Source organism: Azospirillum sp. INR13, assembly GCF_015390205.1.
In the GTDB taxonomy this organism is placed as follows: domain Bacteria; phylum Pseudomonadota; class Alphaproteobacteria; order Azospirillales; family Azospirillaceae; genus Azospirillum.
In genome coordinates this window covers 65552-82020 of sequence record NZ_VUOI01000020.1, presented here as the reverse complement: position 1 = coordinate 82020, position 16469 = coordinate 65552, and the positions used below count along the sequence as shown (strand labels likewise).

General features: G+C 68.3%; 11 protein-coding genes and 4 pseudogenes. 10 read left to right on the top strand and 5 right to left on the bottom strand.

Translation table 11 applies throughout. The features are described from left to right. Positions 1–446: 446 nt before the first annotated feature. From F1643_RS15160 to F1643_RS23415, 4 genes and pseudogenes are all read left to right on the top strand, one after another. Positions 447–737: a hypothetical protein gene (locus F1643_RS15160; RefSeq protein ID WP_194914029.1), complete on the top strand. Its 291-nt coding sequence runs from the start codon at positions 447–449 to the stop codon at positions 735–737. A gap of 166 nt (positions 738–903) precedes the next feature. Then, positions 904–2067, top strand: coding sequence for an aminotransferase (locus tag F1643_RS15155; RefSeq protein ID WP_194914028.1), 1164 nt, complete (start codon positions 904–906; stop codon positions 2065–2067). After that, positions 1970–3832, top strand: a pseudogene (locus tag F1643_RS24940) (MG2 domain-containing protein); the annotation flags it as partial. The gene F1643_RS15155 and the pseudogene F1643_RS24940, both read left to right, overlap by 98 nt. A gap of 118 nt (positions 3833–3950) precedes the next feature. Continuing rightward, a pseudogene (locus tag F1643_RS23415) lies at positions 3951–5210 on the top strand (alpha-2-macroglobulin family protein); the annotation flags it as partial. A 74-nt stretch (positions 5211–5284) separates the two neighbouring features. Here the strand turns inward: F1643_RS23415 and F1643_RS23410 are convergent. Beyond that, complete coding sequence (locus tag F1643_RS23410) at positions 5285–5548, bottom strand: hypothetical protein (RefSeq protein WP_255542838.1); 264 nt, start codon at positions 5546–5548, stop codon at positions 5285–5287. Positions 5549–5607: 59 nt separating this feature from the next. Between F1643_RS23410 and F1643_RS23405 the strand changes: the two genes are divergently transcribed. Then, entirely contained in the window at positions 5608–7014 is a 1407-nt protein-coding gene (locus F1643_RS23405) for a hypothetical protein (protein ID WP_370540624.1), read from the top strand. Positions 7015–7061: 47 nt separating this feature from the next. On the opposite strand, the gene F1643_RS15145 is transcribed toward F1643_RS23405, so the two are convergent. Beyond that, complete coding sequence (locus F1643_RS15145; RefSeq protein ID WP_194914027.1) at positions 7062–7250, bottom strand: hypothetical protein; 189 nt, start codon at positions 7248–7250, stop codon at positions 7062–7064. Positions 7251–7600: 350 nt separating this feature from the next. Here F1643_RS15145 and F1643_RS15140 point away from each other — a divergent pair, with 350 nt between their 5' ends. From F1643_RS15140 to F1643_RS15120, 5 genes and pseudogenes are all read left to right on the top strand, one after another. After that, complete coding sequence (locus F1643_RS15140) at positions 7601–8092, top strand: MerR family DNA-binding transcriptional regulator (RefSeq protein WP_194914026.1); 492 nt, start codon at positions 7601–7603, stop codon at positions 8090–8092. Beyond that, the gene (locus F1643_RS15135) at positions 8089–9225 is read left to right on the top strand and encodes a thiolase family protein (RefSeq protein WP_194914024.1); all 1137 of its coding nucleotides are present in this window, start codon (positions 8089–8091) and stop codon (positions 9223–9225) included. Before F1643_RS15140 ends, F1643_RS15135 begins: the two co-directional genes overlap by 4 nt. Positions 9226–9251: 26 nt before the next feature. After that, a pseudogene (locus F1643_RS15130) lies at positions 9252–11590 on the top strand (3-hydroxyacyl-CoA dehydrogenase NAD-binding domain-containing protein). A gap of 16 nt (positions 11591–11606) precedes the next feature. Beyond that, positions 11607–13398: pseudogene (locus F1643_RS15125) on the top strand (acyl-CoA dehydrogenase C-terminal domain-containing protein). A gap of 379 nt (positions 13399–13777) precedes the next feature. Continuing rightward, positions 13778–14428 (top strand): response regulator transcription factor, encoded by a 651-nt coding sequence (locus F1643_RS15120; RefSeq protein WP_149225682.1) that lies wholly within the window; start codon positions 13778–13780, stop codon positions 14426–14428. Positions 14429–14512: 84 nt separating this feature from the next. Here F1643_RS15120 and F1643_RS15115 read toward each other — a convergent pair whose 3' ends face one another. From F1643_RS15115 to F1643_RS15105, 3 genes are all read right to left on the bottom strand, one after another. Continuing rightward, complete coding sequence (locus F1643_RS15115; protein ID WP_194914022.1) at positions 14513–14947, bottom strand: CBS domain-containing protein; 435 nt, start codon at positions 14945–14947, stop codon at positions 14513–14515. 151 nt (positions 14948–15098) lie between these two features. Continuing rightward, a complete protein-coding gene (locus tag F1643_RS15110; protein WP_255542836.1) occupies positions 15099–15797 on the bottom strand; it encodes an OmpW family protein in 699 nt (232 codons plus the stop codon). A gap of 155 nt (positions 15798–15952) precedes the next feature. Beyond that, on the bottom strand, positions 15953–16468 hold the full coding sequence (locus F1643_RS15105; protein ID WP_194914017.1) for a hypothetical protein: 516 nt from the start codon (positions 16466–16468) through the stop codon (positions 15953–15955). Position 16469: the final 1 nt, after the last annotated feature.

Sequence of the window (16469 nt, the reverse complement as noted above, 5' to 3'; positions counted from 1 at the left end):
CGTGCCGGCGCCGCCCGCGACCAGCTGATCCGCGAATTCGGCTGGGAACCCAAGCCCGCCGAACGCGACGCCGCCCTAAGCCGCCTCGACCCCCGCCCGCCTGCGCACCACCCGCCCGGAACCGATGCGGACTCTGCATTGAGGGGGTGCCCTTCTACAAGGCGGGCAACTGCATTCGGCGATAAGCGCCCTCTCCCGCCCCGGGAGAGGGAGGGGACCCGCCAAAGGCGGGGAGGGTGAGTGGGGACTCGAGAATCCAGAACCGCATGGTTCCTTGGAACACCCCTCACCCTTCCCACCGCTTCGCGGCGGGCCCCTTCCCTCTCCCGGGGCGGGAGAGGGAGCAAATCCCGATTGCTCCACCCGCAAGGGGAGGGGGGCTTTTCGGCTGCCATCTTCCGGCCCATATGCAGGCCAACCGAAGCATGGAGCCTGGCGAACCACAGATGAGTCCTCCCGATACCGCCCAGACGCTGTCTTTCGCGCGTGTGCGCCAGCTGGCACTGATCGGCGCCGGATGCACCATCATCCTGTTCGGCCTGCTGCTGGCGCCTTTGCCCGGTCCCGGCGGGCTGCCGGTGATGCTGCTCGGCGGCATTCTCGTGCTGCGCAACTCCGCCGACGCCCGCCGCCTGTTCGTGCGCAGCAAGCGCCGCTATCCCCGCGTGTTCAGCCCGGTGGAACGCATCCGTGTGAAGCTTCGCGAGCGCCGCCTGCGCAAGATGAACCGCGGCTGACCGGCCGGTTGAACAGTGGAACACCGGCGGAAAACCGTTCCACACCGTTTCAAACGTTCCATTCGCCCCATCGGCCGCCCGCGGTCTGCCCTGCGGAAGCGGGCACTGGACAGCCGCGCCCCGCAGCCTCCATCTTGTGCGTCCGTTCGCATCAGGAGGGTTTGCGGTGAAGTCGGGCAACGCGTTGCTGTCCAGCTATGGCACCACCATTTTCGAGGTCATGTCCCGCCTGTCGGAGGAGCATGGCGCGATCAATCTGGGCCAGGGGTTCCCGGACGACCGTGGGCCGGCCGACGTGCTGCAGACCGCGGCCGACGCGCTGCTCCAGGGCTGGAACCAGTATCCGTCGATGATGGGCACCCCCGACCTGCGGCAGGCGCTGGCCGCCCATGCCCGGCGCTTCTACGGTCTCGACGTCGATTGGAAGACCGAGACGATGGTCACCTCCGGCGCCACCGAGGCGCTGACCGCATGCCTGCTCGGCCTGATAAATCCGGGCGACGAGGTGGTGCTGTTCCAGCCGATGTACGACAGCTACCTGCCCATCGTCCGGCTGGCCGGCGGCGTGCCGCGCTTCGTCTCGCTGAAGGCGCCGGACTGGAGCTTCAGCCGCGCCGACCTGGAGGCCGCCTTCTCGCCGCGGACCAAGCTGGTGCTGATCAACGACCCGCTGAACCCGGCGGCCAAGGTCTTCGACCGGGCGGAGCTGGAGCTGATCGCCGAGTTCGTCCAGCGCCATGACGCCTTCGCCGTCTGCGACGAGGTGTACGAGCACATCGTCTTCGACGGCCGCCGCCATATCCCGCTGATGACCCTGCCGGGCATGCGCGACCGCTGCCTGAAGATCGGCTCGGCCGGCAAGACCTTCTCGCTGACCGGCTGGAAGGTCGGCTACGTCACCGCCGCCCCGCATCTGCTGCAGCCGGTCGCCAAGGCCCACCAGTTCCTCACCTTCACCACCCCGCCGAACCTCCAGGCCGCCGTCGCCTATGGGCTGGGCAAGGAGGAGGGCTACTTCACCGGGCTGGCCGCCGGGTTGCAGGCCAAGCGCGACCGGCTTGCCGCCGGGCTCGCCTCCGTCGGCTTCGACGTGCTGCCCAGCGCCGGCACCTATTTCGTCGCCGCCGACATCGGCCGCTTCGGCTTCGACGGCGACGATCAGGCCTTCTGCCGCTGGCTGGTGGCGGAGGCGAAGGTCGCCGCCATCCCGGTCAGCGCCTTCTTCGTGGAGAATGCGCCGGCCGGCGTCGTGCGCTTCTGCTTCTCGAAGCGGGACGAGGTGCTCGACGAGGCGATCGCCCGCCTGCGCAGCCGCTTCGCGGGCAGCTAGGCGTTGCCGCGGCGGGAGCGATCTGCGCGCCCCCGCCGCAAAGCCATGGCGAAACCCCAGCCGCTTGGGCATACTCCCGCCGGTTTTGTCCAGGTCCGAGCCGACGCCAGGGCTGTCCCCGGTCTTGCGGTTTCGGACCCACCCGCGGAATTGGGGCCTGTCTCGAATGTTGCGTGCGCTGGCGCGTGTCTGTGCCGTTCTCGTCGCGTGCTCCGGCACGTACACCGTTTCCCGGACCCTCGCCGCCGATCCCCCGGCCGAGCCGGTGCCCTTCGGCGTGTCGGGCGTGGAGGTGGTGGCGGAGCGTGATACGCCGCAGGCCTGCTTCACCTTCACCGACCGGCTGGAGCGCTCGCGCGCCGTCAACTACCGCGACTATGTCGCGGTGGAGCCGGCGGTCGAGGGTGCCGCCATCGCCCGTGACCGCACCCTGTGCGTGGAGGGGCTGCGCCACGGCGAGACCTACCGCGTCACGATGAAGGACGGGCTGCCGGGCATCGACGGCAAGCGGCTGCCGGCCGCCGACACCCGCGAGGTGCAGGTGCCCAACCGCAAGCCCTCGCTGGCCTTCCGCGGCGCCGGCTACATCCTGCCCCGCGTCGGTTCGGACGGGCTGCCGCTACGCTCCATCAACCTGGATCGGGCGAAGCTGCAGGTGCTGCGCATCGCCGACCGGGCGCTGGTCGAGAAGATCTATTTCGGCCGCATCACCCAGCAGATGACCGACTACGACATCGGCGAGATTCTCGACAAGTCGGGTCAGGAGGTCTGGCGCGGCGAGATGGGGATCGGCAACCAGCCGAACCGCAGCGTCACCACCGCCTTCCCGATCGACGCCGTGCTCGGCAAGCTGGAGCCGGGCGTCTATGTCGCCGTGGCCGGCGCGGACGAGATCAAGCCGGGCGGCTGGGACCGCAAGGCGACCCAGTGGTTCGTGGTGTCCGACCTCGGCCTCAACACCATCCTCGGCGACGACTCGCTGGTGGTCTTCGCCCGCTCCGTCCAGGGCGCCAGCCCCGCCGCGGGCGTTGAGCTGCGTCTGGTCGCCCGCAACGGGTCCGAACTGGGCCGCGTCCAGACCGGGGAGGACGGGCTCGGCCGCTTCGACCTCGCCGCCTTGCGCGCCGCCGGGACCGAACCGGTGCAGGCCCTGTTCGCCGCGCGCGGCGACGGCGATTTCGCTGTTCTGGACCTGACCGCCGGCGGCGCTCCCTCGGCGGAGTCGCCGGACAAGCCTGCCCCGATCGCCCGCCCGATGACCGGCGGGTTCGACGCCTATCTCTATACCGAGCGCGGGATCTACCGCCCGGGCGAGACGGTGCAGCTGACCGCCCTGCTGCGCGACACCGACCTGAACCCGCCCGCCGGCAAGTCGCTGACCATCCGGGTCCTGCGTCCCGACGGGTTCGAAGTGGAGCGGCGCACCCTGGCCGACAGCGGGGCCGGCGGTTTCGCCACCCGCATCGACCTGCCGATGAACGCCTTCCCCGGCAGCTGGATCGTCACCGCCCATGCCGAACCGGACGGCCCGGCCATCGGCAAGGCGGAGTTCCTGCTGGAGGATTTCGTGCCCCCGCGGCTGGACCTGTCGCTGTCCTCCCCGACGACGGAACTGGCGGCGGACGGCGAGGCCGATGTCGCTCTCGACAGCCACTATCTGTACGGCGCGCCGGCTTCCGGCCTGCCGGGAGAGCTGACGGTCGCCCTGCGCGCCGCGGTGAACCCCTATCCCAACCTGCCGGGCTACCATTTCGGTCTGGCGCAGGAGGACGTGAAGCCGGCCCGCGCCGACCTGCCGGGCTTCATCACCGACTCCAACGGGCTCGGCCCGCCTGAAGGTCAAGCTGCCGCGTCCGCCCGAAAGCACCCGCCCGCTGGAAGCGGTGGTGCGCGCCACCCTGTTCGACATCGGCGGCCGCCCGGTCGGCCGCGACTTCGTCCTGCCGGTGCGTCACCAGCCCTTCGCCATCGGCATCAAGCCGCGCTTCGAGGGCGACGGCGTGCCGGAAGGCGCCACCGCCGGATTCGAGGTGATCGCCGTCGGGCCGGACGGCAAGCCGACCGACCGCGCCGACCTCTCCTACGAGCTGTTCGAGGAGGAGTACGACTACGCCTGGTACGAGGCGAACGGCCGCTGGGACTACAAGGTCACGGTGAAGGACCAGCGCGTGACCGGCGGCACCCTGTCGGCCCAGGCCGGCGGTCCGACCGCGGTGGAGGCCCCGGTCGCCGCCGGACGCTACCGGCTGGAAGTGTTCGATCCCAAGACCGGCGTCGCCACCAGCGTGCGCTTCGCCGCCGGCTGGTGGATGACCCCGACTGCCGGCGAGCGGCCGGACGCCGTCGACGTCTCGGTGATGATGCCGGCCTACCGCGCCGGGGAAAGCGCCTGGGTCTTCGTCAAGCCGCCCTATGACAGCCAGGTCCTGGTGGCGGTGGCCGACCGCGGCGTGACCTATGCCGTCACCCGCGCCATCGGCACCCAGGGCGCCTTCCTGGAAATCCCGGTCGGGCAGGGCTGGACCAGCGGCGCCCATGTGCTGGCGACCGCCTTCGCCACCTCCGACCCGCAGTCGAAGAAGCCGCCGCGCCGCGCGGTCGGCCTCGCCTGGCTGGCGATGGACAAGGCGCCGCGCACGCTGGACATCCGCCTGTCCGCCCCGGCGGAGGTGGAGCCGCGCCGCGCCATGACCGCCGACATCACGGTGGACGGCATCGCCGAGGGCAAGCAGGCCTTCGTGACCCTGGCCGCCGTCGACGAATCGGTGATGCAGCTGACCGACCAGCCGTCTCCCGATCCGGCCCGCCACTATCTGGGCAAGCGGCCGTTGACGGTGGAACTGCGCGACTCCTACGGCCGCCTGATCGATCCGGCCAGCCTGGACGCCACCCGGCCGCCGGCCGCGCCGGCTCCGCGCCTGCGTCAGGTCGCCGGGCTGGTGCCGCCCAAGTCGGAACGGGTGGTCTCGCTCTATTCCGGCATCCTGACCGTGGGAGCCGACGGCAAGGTCTCGGTTCCCTTCGATCTGCCCGATTTCCAGGGCCGCCTGCGCCTGATGGCCGTCGCCTGGAGCGAGGGCCGGATCGGCCATGCCGAAAGCCAGATGCTGGTCCGCGATCCGGTCGTCGCCGACGCAGTGCTGCCGCGCTTCCTCGCCCCGGGCGACACGGCGCAGGTGATGCTGTCGCTCGACAACCTGAACGGCCCGTCCGGCGATTACCGCATGACCCTGACCGCCGAGGGTGCCGTCTCCATCCTCCAGGGTGAGGGCGGCACCGAGCTGGAGGTTCCGAAGCTGGCGCGCGGCAAGCGGGCGACCGCTGGCCGGGTGCTGACCGCCACCGCCGTGGGCGCCGGCCATGTCACCCTGGACGTCACCGGTCCGGACGGCGTCCGCGTCACCCGGCGCTGGGACGTCACCGTGCGCCCGGCCTCGCCGCCGGTGTCGCGCCGCACCGTCGCCGCCCTGCCCACCGACAAGAGCCTGACCCTCCCGCCCGATTTCACCGCCGGATTGCGGCCGGAAACCCTGTCCGTCGGTGCCGTGGTGGCTCCGCTGCCGGATCTCGACGTGCCGGGGCCTGCTCTTCGCGCTCGACCGGGCGGCACCGGGCGGGGCGGAGCAGACCGCCAGCCGCATCCTGCCGCTGCTGTCGATGCCCGATGTCGCCGCCGGCCTGGGCATCGCGCCGGAGGACCGGATCAAGGCACGTGTCCAGCGCGGTATCGACCGTCTGCTGACCTTCCAGCGTGCGGACGGCGCCTTCGCAGCATGGTCGCCGAAGGGCGATCTCGACCCGTGGCTGACCGCCTATGCGGTCGACGTGCTGGGCCGTGCCAAGGCTGCGGGCTACCGCATCCCCGACCAGCCCTACCGCAAGGGGCTGGACTGGATGAAGCAGGCGGTCGACAATGCCTGGGTCGAGACCGCCGACCTGCCGGGCCGTGCTTATGCCCTGTATGTGCTGGCGCGGGCGAAGCTGATCGATGCCGGCGCGCTGCGCTATTTCCGCGAAAACTACTGGGATCGGCTGCCGACCGACTTCGGCCGGGCGCAGATCGCCGCCGCCGCCGCCGCACTGGGCGACCAGCCGGCTGCCGCCGACGCCTTCGCCAAGCTGACCGGCGCCCGGATGGTGTCGGCCGGTCTGCGCGACCATGGCTCCTCCCTGCGGGACGAGGCCGGCGTGGTGGCGCTGCTGGCGGAAAGCGGGGCGGTCGACCGCGACCGCATCTTCCAGGCGGCAGAGCGCGTGGCGAAGACCTTCGCTGCGGTCCGCACCACCAACCCGCAGGAACAGGCTTGGCTGCTGCTGGCGTCCAAGGCACTGATCGACCGTGCCGCCCCGATGAAGCTCGTCATCGGCGATCAGACGGTGGAGAACGCCAAGCCCCAGATCCTGCGCATCGACCCGGCCGCGCCGCCGGCGATCCGCAACCTGGGCGGCGAAGTCCGGCAGACCGTTTCGGTGGCCGGCGTACCCGACCAGCCGGCAGGCGCGGAAGAGCAGGGCATGACCATACGCCGCCGCCTGTTCGATATGGCCGGCCGTCCGGTCGATCCGGCCGGCGTCCGCCACAACGACCTGCTGGTGGTGATCCTGGAGGGTGAGGTCGGCGACCCGCTCGATCATTCGGTGCTGGTCAGCGATCCGCTGCCGGCCGGCTTCGAGATCGAGAATGTCCGGCTCGCCAACAGCGGCCAGCTCGGCAAGCTGTCCTGGCTCGGCGAGCTGTCGTCGGTCCGCAATGTGGAGTTCCGCGACGACCGCTTCCTGGCCGCCGTCGATTTGCCGAAGGCGGCCCCCCGCTTCCGGCTGGTCTATCTGGTCCGCGCCGTCACCCCCGGCGACTTCGCGGCCCCCGGCGCCCATGTACAGGACCTGCAGCGGCCCCACCTGTCCGCCCGCACCGCGGTATCCCGCCTGCGTGTGCTGCCGGAGTGAAGGGGCCGGAGTGAAGGGGCGCCGGCGCCCCTTCCTCAAGGCCAAACCTAAAGATAGCTCTGCTCGCCCCGATGGTTGTCGCGCCGCCGGACGAGCAGGGTCAGGCCTGCGACCACCACCGCGAAGCACAGGGTCAGCAGCACGTAGAAGGCCAGCGCAAGTCCGACCGTCATGGTGCCGAGCAGCACCATGGCCAATATCCAGACGCCCAGCGATACGATGGCGCGCGCCGACATGGGTTGTCTCCTATCCCCTGTCCTGATCCGCCGAAAAACAGTCGACCCACCCTGAACCCGCCGCGGCCTTCTGACCGTCTGTCCGGCGCCGTATCCGCTTCCCATATGGAATCGGGGAACCGGCGGGGCTCGTCGTGTCCTGGGGAAAGCCTGCCACAGCCGCAATGCGGAACGGGGCGTGGCATCCTGTCACTGCGCGGGGCGCCGCACCCGTGAGGGACTGAACAGTTGCCTGCCCAAGGGTATGGCCGGGGGGTTCGCCGAACTGGTTGGTTTGGTCAACAAGTCTGTTGACAGCGTGGGGCATCGACCTTACCTTTACGTAAACGTCAAGGAGCGGAGTGAGCGGAGTGGATCGGCTTTCGGGCGGCTACGGCATGGCGGAGACTGGGGAGGGTGTCGGCGACAGCCGCCTGTCCGACCCGCGGCTCGCCATCGGCGAATTGGCCGGGGAGTTCGGTCTGACCCACCGCACCATCCGCCATTACGAGGACGAAGGGCTGCTGGCACCGGAGCGGGTCGGCAGTGCCCCCGGAGGCGCCCGTGTCTACGGCCACCGCGACCGCGCCCGGCTGGCGCTGATCTGCCGGGGCAAGCGGCTGGGCTTCAGCCTGGCCGAAATCAAGGATTTCCTGAACCTCTACGACACCGACGACGCTCAGATCGAACAGATGCGCTACATGCGCAACATCGCGCGCCGCCGGATTTCCGCGCTTGAACAGCAGCTCGCCGACGTCCAGCAGACGCTGGCGGAGCTTTGCACCATCGACACCCAGATCTCCGAGCATCTTCGCCGCAACGGCATCACGGAGACGCAGGACATGGAGGAGAAGCACTCATGAAGTCGGTCGTCATCGCCGGTTATGCCCGTTCGCCCTTCGCCTTCGCCCACAAGGGCGAGTTGACCAAGGTCCGCCCCGACGAACTGCTGGCCCGCGTCATCGCGGCGCTGGTGGAGCGCACCGGCCTGAAGACCGAGGATGTGGAAGACGTCATCGTCGGCTGCTCCTTCCCCGAGGGCGAGCAGGGGCTGAACGTCGCCCGCAGCATCTCCTTCCTGGCCAAGCTGCCGCAGACCGCGGCGGCCACCACGGTGAACCGCTATTGCGGCTCCTCCATGCAGTCGATCCACCAGGCGGCGGGCGCCATCCAGATGGGCGCCGGCGAGGTGTTCGTCTGCGGCGGCGTCGAATCGATGACCCGTGTGCCGATCATGGGCTTCAACCCGATGCCGAACCCGGCGCTGAAGGCCTCCTATCCGGAAGCCTACTGCTCCATGGGCGTCACCGCGGAGAATGTCGCCCGCAAATACGCCATCTCCCGCGCCGAGCAGGAGGCGCTCGCCGTCGCCTCGCATGCCAAGGCCGCCGAGGCCCAGGCCGCCGGCCGCATGGCCGACGAGATCGTCGGCATCCAGTCCCCCGCCGGTCTGGTCGACAAGGACGGCTGTATCCGCCCCGGCACCACGGCCGAGGGGCTGTCGGGCCTGAAGCCGGCCTTCATCGCCGACGGTACGGTGACCGCCGGCACCTCCTCGCCGCTGACCGACGGCGCCGCCGCGGTTCTGGTGACGACGGAGGAGTATGCCAAGGCCAACGGCCTGCCGATCCTGGCGAAAATCCGTTCGGTCGCCGTCGCCGGCTGCGCGCCGGAACTCATGGGGCTGGGTCCGGTCCCGGCGACCCGCAAGGCGCTGGCGCGTGCCGGCCTGTCGATCGCCGACATCGACATCATCGAGATCAACGAGGCCTTCTCGTCCCAGGCCATCGCCTGCATGCGCGATCTCGACATCGACCCGTCCCGCATAAACCCGGACGGCGGCGCACTGGCGCTCGGCCATCCGCTGGGAGCCACCGGCGCCCGCATCACCGGCAAGGCCGCCGCCCTGCTGAAGCGCGAAGGCAAGCAGTTCGCGCTGGCGACCCAGTGCATCGGCGGCGGCCAGGGCATCGCCACCATCCTGGAAGCGGTCTGACGAACGGGATCGGGGAGGAAACGACCATGAAGATCGAACGCGCCGCCGTGATCGGTGCGGGCGTGATGGGCGCTGGCATCGCCGCCCATTTCGCCAACGCCGGCATCCCCTGCGTCCTGCTCGACATCCCGGCGAAGGAAGGTGCGGACCGCAGCGCCATCGCCAAGGGTGCCGTGGCCAAGATGCTGAAGACCGATCCGGCCCCCTTCATGCATTCCAAGAACGCCAAGCTGATCACGCCCGGCAATCTTGAGGATGACCTGAACCTGCTGGCCGACGTCGACTGGATCGTCGAGGCCATCGTCGAGAACCCGGCGATCAAGGCCGACCTCTACAAGCGCATCGACCCGGTGCGCAAGGCGGGGTCGGTGGTGTCGTCCAACACCTCCACCATCCCGCTGGCGGTGTTGACGGAGGGGCAGAGCGAGCAGTTCCGCAAGGACTTCCTGATCACCCACTTCTTCAACCCGCCGCGCTACATGCGGCTGCTGGAAATCGTCGGCGGCGCCGACACGCGGGCCGATGCGCTGGCGGACATCGCCGACGTCTGCGACCGGCGTCTCGGCAAGGGCGTCGTCCATTGCAAGGACACGCCGGGCTTCATCGCCAACCGCATCGGCGTCTTCTGGATCCAGGCTGCGGTGAATGCCGCGGTGGACCTGGGCCTGACGGTGGAGGAGGCGGACGCCATCGGCGGCCGTCCGATGGGCATCCCCAAGACCGGCGTGTTCGGCCTGATGGACCTCGTCGGGCTGGACCTGATGCCGCACATCGCCAAGAGCATGTCGGCCACCCTGCCGGCGGGCGACGCCTATCGCGGCCAGATGCGCGAACACCCGGTCATCACCCGGATGATCGCGGAGGGCTACACCGGCCGCAAGGGCAAGGGCGGCTTCTACCGCATCAACAAGGCCGGCGGCGGCAAGGTGAAGGAGTCGGTCGACCTCCAGACCGGCGAGTATGCCCCGTCCGAGAAAGCCCGGCTGGACAGCGTCTCATCCGCCGGCCGCGACCTGCGCAAGCTGTGCGAACACCCGGACAAGGGCGGCCGCTTCGCCCGCCGTGTCCTGGCGCAGACGCTGGCCTATGCCGCCAGCCTGGTGCCGGAGATCGCCGACAGCATCGTCGCCGTCGATGAGGGCATGCGCCTCGGCTACAACTGGAAGCAGGGGCCGTTCGAGCTGATCGACCGGCTGGGCACCGACTGGTTCGCCGAGCTGTGCCGGTCGGAAGGCATCCCGGTCCCGGCGCTGGTCGAGACTGCGGCCGGCCGTCCCTTCTACCGGGTGGAGGACGGCAAGCTCCAGCACCTGACCACTGCCGGCGTCTATGACACGGTGATGCGTCCGGACGGTGTGCTGCTGCTGTCGGACATCAAGCGCGCCGCCGGCAAGCCGGTGTGGAAGAACGGCTCCGCCAGCCTGTGGGACATCGGCGACGGCGTTCTGTGCGTCGAGTTCACCAGCAAGATGAACGCGGTCGACGGCGACATCATGGCCGCCTACGAGAAGGCGATGCGCCTGATCGGCGACGGCAAGGGTGATTGGAAGGCCCTGGTCATCCACAACGAGGCCGACAATTTCTCGGTCGGCGCCAATCTGGGCCTTGCCCTGTTCGCGCTGAACATCGGCCTTTGGCCGCAGATCGAGGAGATGGTGGAGGGCGGCCAGCGCACCTACCGCGCGCTGAAATACGCCCCCTTCCCGGTGGTGGCGGCCCCCAGCGGCATGGCGCTCGGCGGCGGCTGCGAGATTCTGCTGCATTCGGACCATGTCCAGGCCCATGCCGAGACCTATGTCGGTCTGGTCGAGGTCGGCGTCGGCCTGATCCCGGCCTGGGCGGCTGCACCGAGATGCTGGCCCGCCATCAGGCCAACCCGAAGGCGCCGCGTGGCCCCATGCCCGGCATCGCCAAGGCGTTCGAGATCATCAGCACCGCCACCGTCGCCAAGTCGGCGGCCGAGGCCAAGGAGCTGCTGTATTTCCGCGCCACCGACGGCATCACCATGAACCGCGACCGCCTGCTGGCCGACGCCAAGGCCAAGGCGCTGGAACTGGCGGCCGACTACACCCCGCCGGAGAAGACCACGGCCTACGTCCTGCCCGGCCCCAGCGCCAAGGCGGCGATGGAGCTGGCGGTGGAGGGCTTCGCCCTGCAGGGCAAGGTCACGCCGCACGACAAGGTGGTCTGCGCCGCGCTGGCCGAGGTGCTGAGCGGCGGCGAGGAGGCCGACGTCTCCAAGCCGGTCGGCGAGGACCACATCCTGCGGCTGGAGCGCGAGGCGTTCATGGGTCTGGTGCGCACCGGCGGCACCATCGACCGGATCGAGCACATGCTGCTCACCGGCAAGCCGCTGCGGAACTGAGGGGGAGGAACGAGAGATGCCGATCTACAAGGCTCCGCTTGAGGATGTGCGCTTCGTCCTGGACGAGATCGTCGGCCTGGACAAGCTGTCGGCCCTGCCGGGCTATGAGGACGCCACGCCGGAACTCGTCGGGCAGGTGCTGGAGGAAGGCGCCAAGCTGTGCGAGGAGGTTCTGTTCCCGCTGAACCAGTCGGGCGACGGCGAGGGCTGCCATTTCGAGAATGGCGAGGTCCGCACGCCGAAGGGATTCAAGGAGGCCTACTCCACCTACATCGCCGCCGGCTGGCAGGGTCTGGCCTGCGACCCGGCCTACGGCGGGCAGGGGCTGCCGAAGCTGGTCAACATCATGCTGGAGGAGTTCATCTGCTCCGCCAACCTCAGCTTCGGCATGTATCCCGGCCTGTCGCTCGGCGCCTACAACGCGCTGGCGATGTATGGCTCGGATGAGCTGAAGCAGCGCTTCCTGCCCAAGCTGGTCGATGGCACCTGGTCCGGCACCATGTGCCTGACCGAGCCGCATTGCGGCACCGACCTCGGCATCATCCGCACCAAGGCGGTTCCCAACGGGGAGGGCGCCTACAAGATCACCGGCACCAAGATCTTCATCTCGGCCGGCGAGCATGACCTGACCGAGAACATCCTGCATCTGGTGCTGGCCCGCCTGCCGGACGCCCCGGCCGGGACACGCGGCATCAGCCTGTTCCTGGTGCCGAAGTTCATGCCGAATGCCGACGGCACGCCGGGTGCGCGCAACGGCGTCGCCTGCGGCTCCATCGAGCACAAGATGGGCATCAAGGCGTCGTCGACCTGCGTCATGAACTTCGAGGACGCCACCGGCTGGCTGGTCGGCGAGCCGCACAAGGGCATGCGCGCCATGTTTCGTGATGATGAACGCGGCCCGTCTGGCCGTGGGCATCCAGGGGCTGGGTTTGGCCGAGGTCTCCTACCAGAACGCCGTCAACTACGCCCGCGAACGGCTTCAGGGCCGGTCGCTGTCGGGGGTGAAGGCGCCGGACAAGCCGGCCGACCCGATCATCGTCCACCCCGACGTGCGCCGGAACCTGCTGACCGCCCGCGCCTTCACCGAAGGTGCGCGTGCGCTCGGCGCACTGACGGCCTACAAGCTCGACGTGGCGGAGAGGCACGCCGACGCCCGCACCCGCCGCGACGCCGACGAGTTCGTCCAGCTGATGACGCCGATCGTCAAGGCGCTGTTCACCGACATCGGCTTCGATTCGGCCAACATCGCCGTGCAGGTCCATGGCGGCCACGGCTTCATCTGGGAGACAGGTGTCGAGCAGTATGTCCGCGACGCCCGCATCTGCCAGATCTATGAAGGCACCAACGGCATCCAGGCGCTCGACCTCGTCGGGCGCAAGCTGCCGCAGGACATCGGCCGTCTGCTCCGTCACTTCTTCCACCCCGTCGGCCGCGACATCGAGGCGGCGATGGAGAAGGACGAGCTGGGCGAGTTCGTGATGCCGCTGGCCAAGGCCTTCGCCAAGCTGCAGCAGGCCACCGCATTGATTGCCCAGAAGGGCCTGAAGGATCCGGAGGAGGCCGGCGCCGCCGCCAGCGACTATCTGCGCCTGTTCGGTCTGGTGGCGCTGGGCTGGAGCTGGCTGACCATGGTGGAGAAGGCGCAGGCCAAGCTCGAAGCCGGGGAAGGCAACGCCGCCTTCTATGAGGCCAAGATCAAGACTGCACGCTTCTACATGACCAAGCTGCTGCCGCAGACGAACAGCCTGTTCATCACCATCGCCGCCGGCGCCAAGCCGCTGATGGAGTTGGAAGAGGCTGCCTTCTGACACGCGCCCGCGTCCTCCGGGATGCGCGACTTCAGGCCGGACCGGTGCCCGTAAGGTACCGGCCCGGCTTTATTTTTGCCCTTCCGGCAAGCCGGAAGAGCGCATTCGCATAATGACCTAAAATTGTCATACACCCTTGGCAATATCACTCTTGGGGAGTTCCCGTCTCGGCCGATCGGCATTCACGGCCGTGACAAAAGTTAATTTCAGGTTGTCCCCTCTCGTCCCTGCGTGTTACATCTCAATAGAGATTACGTTCGGCCGGTGCCTGCTATATCCTTTGGATTTTAGGGAATATGCGGGTGGCGACAGCCCCCTCCTTTTCTCAAGCCCCTGGGGCGACTTTCGGAGGGGCAGGCATGGTTCGGGAGTTTGAGCGATGAAGATCCTGATCGGTGATGATCACGTCCTGTTCCGGGAAGGACTTCGCCGTCTGCTTGAGCAGCTGCGCGAAAACGCTACCTTTGCGGAGGCCAGCAATTTCGACGAGCTTCTGGACATGGCGGCTGTGAAGGATGAGGCCTATGACCTGATCCTGACCGACCTGCGCATGCCGGGCTGGCCCGGTTTTTCCGGAATCGGCATGCTGCGCGACCGGCAGCCCAATTCGAAGGTCGTCGTCGTTTCCGCGTCCGAGGCGCATTCCGACGTGCGGGAGGCGCTGGAGAACGGTGCCGCCGGCTATATTCCGAAATCGTCCAGCGTGAAGATCATGTTGAGCGCGCTCGATCTGATCTTCTCCGGCGGCGTCTATGTGCCGGCGACAGTTCTGCGCGAGGGGATCGAACCCGACCAGCGCGGCGGTTCGGTGATGCCGCCGAGCGACCCGCAGCTGGAGCAGCTGCTGACCCAGCGTCAGCGCGAGGTGCTCGACCGCCTGCGCGAAGGCAAGTCGAACAAGCAGATCGCCCATGAGCTGGGCCTGTCCGAAGGCACGGTGAAGATCCACATGACCGCGATCTTCAAGTCGCTGGGAGTGCGCAACCGCACCCAGGCGGCCATGGCCTTCCCGCAGTCGCATTCGGCGTAAAGCCGGAGCTTCGGATTTCGACGAAAAAAGACCCGCCGGGGCTACCCCGGCGGGCCTTTTCGCATTGGGGATGGATTGTTCGCCTCAGCCCATTCCGGCCACATAGCCGCGCAGCGATTCGACCTCCAACTCGGCATCGTCGATGCGGGCCTTCACCACGTCGCCGATGCTGATGACACCGACGACGCGGCCGGCATCGACGATCGGCACATGGCGGATGCGCCGTTCGGTCATCACCGCCATCATGTCGGCGACGGTGTCGGTCGGGGTGGCGGTGATCAGGTCGCGCGTCATCAGGTCCGCCGCCGGGCGGTCGAGTGCCGCGGCGCCGTCGCGGGCGACGGCCCGCACGATGTCGCGTTCCGACAGGATGCCGACCGGCTGGCCATCGTCGTCCATCACCAGCACGGCGCCGATCCGGTGCTCGGTCAGCAGGCGGGTGACGGCTGCCACGGTATCGTCCGGTGCGGCGGAAACGATCCGGTTGCCCTTGCGCTTCAAGACGGCTGCAACATGCATGGCTGTACGGCCTCCCTTCCGATGACCCTGATACTGGAATCATGGGGATGCGCGTACAATCTGCAAGACAGATTGTTCAAAGAAAAAGGCGGCCTCTCCGGATGGGAGAGGCCGCCTTCCCGACATCCGGGACTGGTCCCGGAACCCGTTCTTAGAAGCGGTAGCCGATGCCGACGCCGACCAGCCACGGGTCCAGCGTGACCTTCGAGGTGACCGGCAGCGCGCCGTTGACGGTCGCGGTGACGTCGGTCTTCAGGAAGATCTTCTTGACGTCGACGTTCAGCGACCAGTTGCCGGTCAAGGCGACATCGACACCGGCCTGCAGGGCCCAGCCGAAGCGGTTCTTGTACTCGACGTCGGTGACGCGCAGGCCGCCGGCATTCGGGTTGTTGGCCGCATCCTCGTTGTAGAACAGGGTGTAGTTGATGCCGGCGCCAACGTAGGGGCTGATGCGCTCCTTCGGCATGAAGTGGTACTGCACCGTCAGGGTCGGCGGCAGCAGGGAGACCTTACCGACATCGATGCCGTTGCCCAGCGCCGGCAGCAGGTTGCCGCGGACCTTGTGGCGGCTGGTGCCGGCGATCAGCTCGGCGGCGATGTTGTCGGTGAAGAAGTAGGAGAAGTCGACTTCGGGAATGTAGTCGTTGCCGACCTTGGCCGACCCGATGTCGCCCAGGGCGCTGTTGTTCAGCGTGCCACTCTCCTGCGGCAGCACGGCCAGGCCGCGCGCACGGACGACGATGTCGCCGGCCGACTTGCCCTTGAAGTCCTGAGCGAGCGACGGGGAAGCGATGGCGACAAGGGCCGAGGTCGCCAGCAGGGCGGCGGCGGCGCGCGACAGGATGGTCATGGGGTCTGCTCCAGGCAATGCGTTGTTGCTGTTCTGTGGCATCAGCCGATGGAGCTATTACCAGACACTGTGTACGGGTACTAGGGGGCTACAACCCTTCCTCTCCTTGTGCAGCAGCTATGCAACAGTGACGAGTTGTCGCATGGACAGAAAAATCAAGGGCTTGGTTTGATCGTTCGCTGCGGAACCAGCGCCATGCAGTTCTGGACGATGGCATAGCATTGGCCAAGTCGTGCCGATCCGCCCGATGCGCCACCATACACCACGCGCTCGACGACGCCGTTTCTCAAACTGAAGGTTGCTTCACAGTCGAAGCTGTTGACTTCATAACCATATGCCGGCCAGCCATAGCCGTACCCGTAATGGGGCCATCCCCAGCCGCCGTAATAACCCAGCGGCGGCGGGCTGGGGTAGGACACCAGGCGGGAACTGCGGTAGGTGAAGAACTCGCGGTTGTCGACCGTGGCTTGACGTTCGGGCACGCCGGCACAGGACAACAGGGTTTCCTTCGGCAGGCCGATCAGGGCGGTCTGCGCCACCAGCGCCTCGTCCGCTGCCGGGTTGGCGCAGCCGGCCAAAGCCCCGGCGACGGCGAGCGACGCCACGGCCAGAAGCCGGCGGGCCGGCCCGCTCTCCGCCATCCGACGCCCCATCATCCGACGCACTGCCATT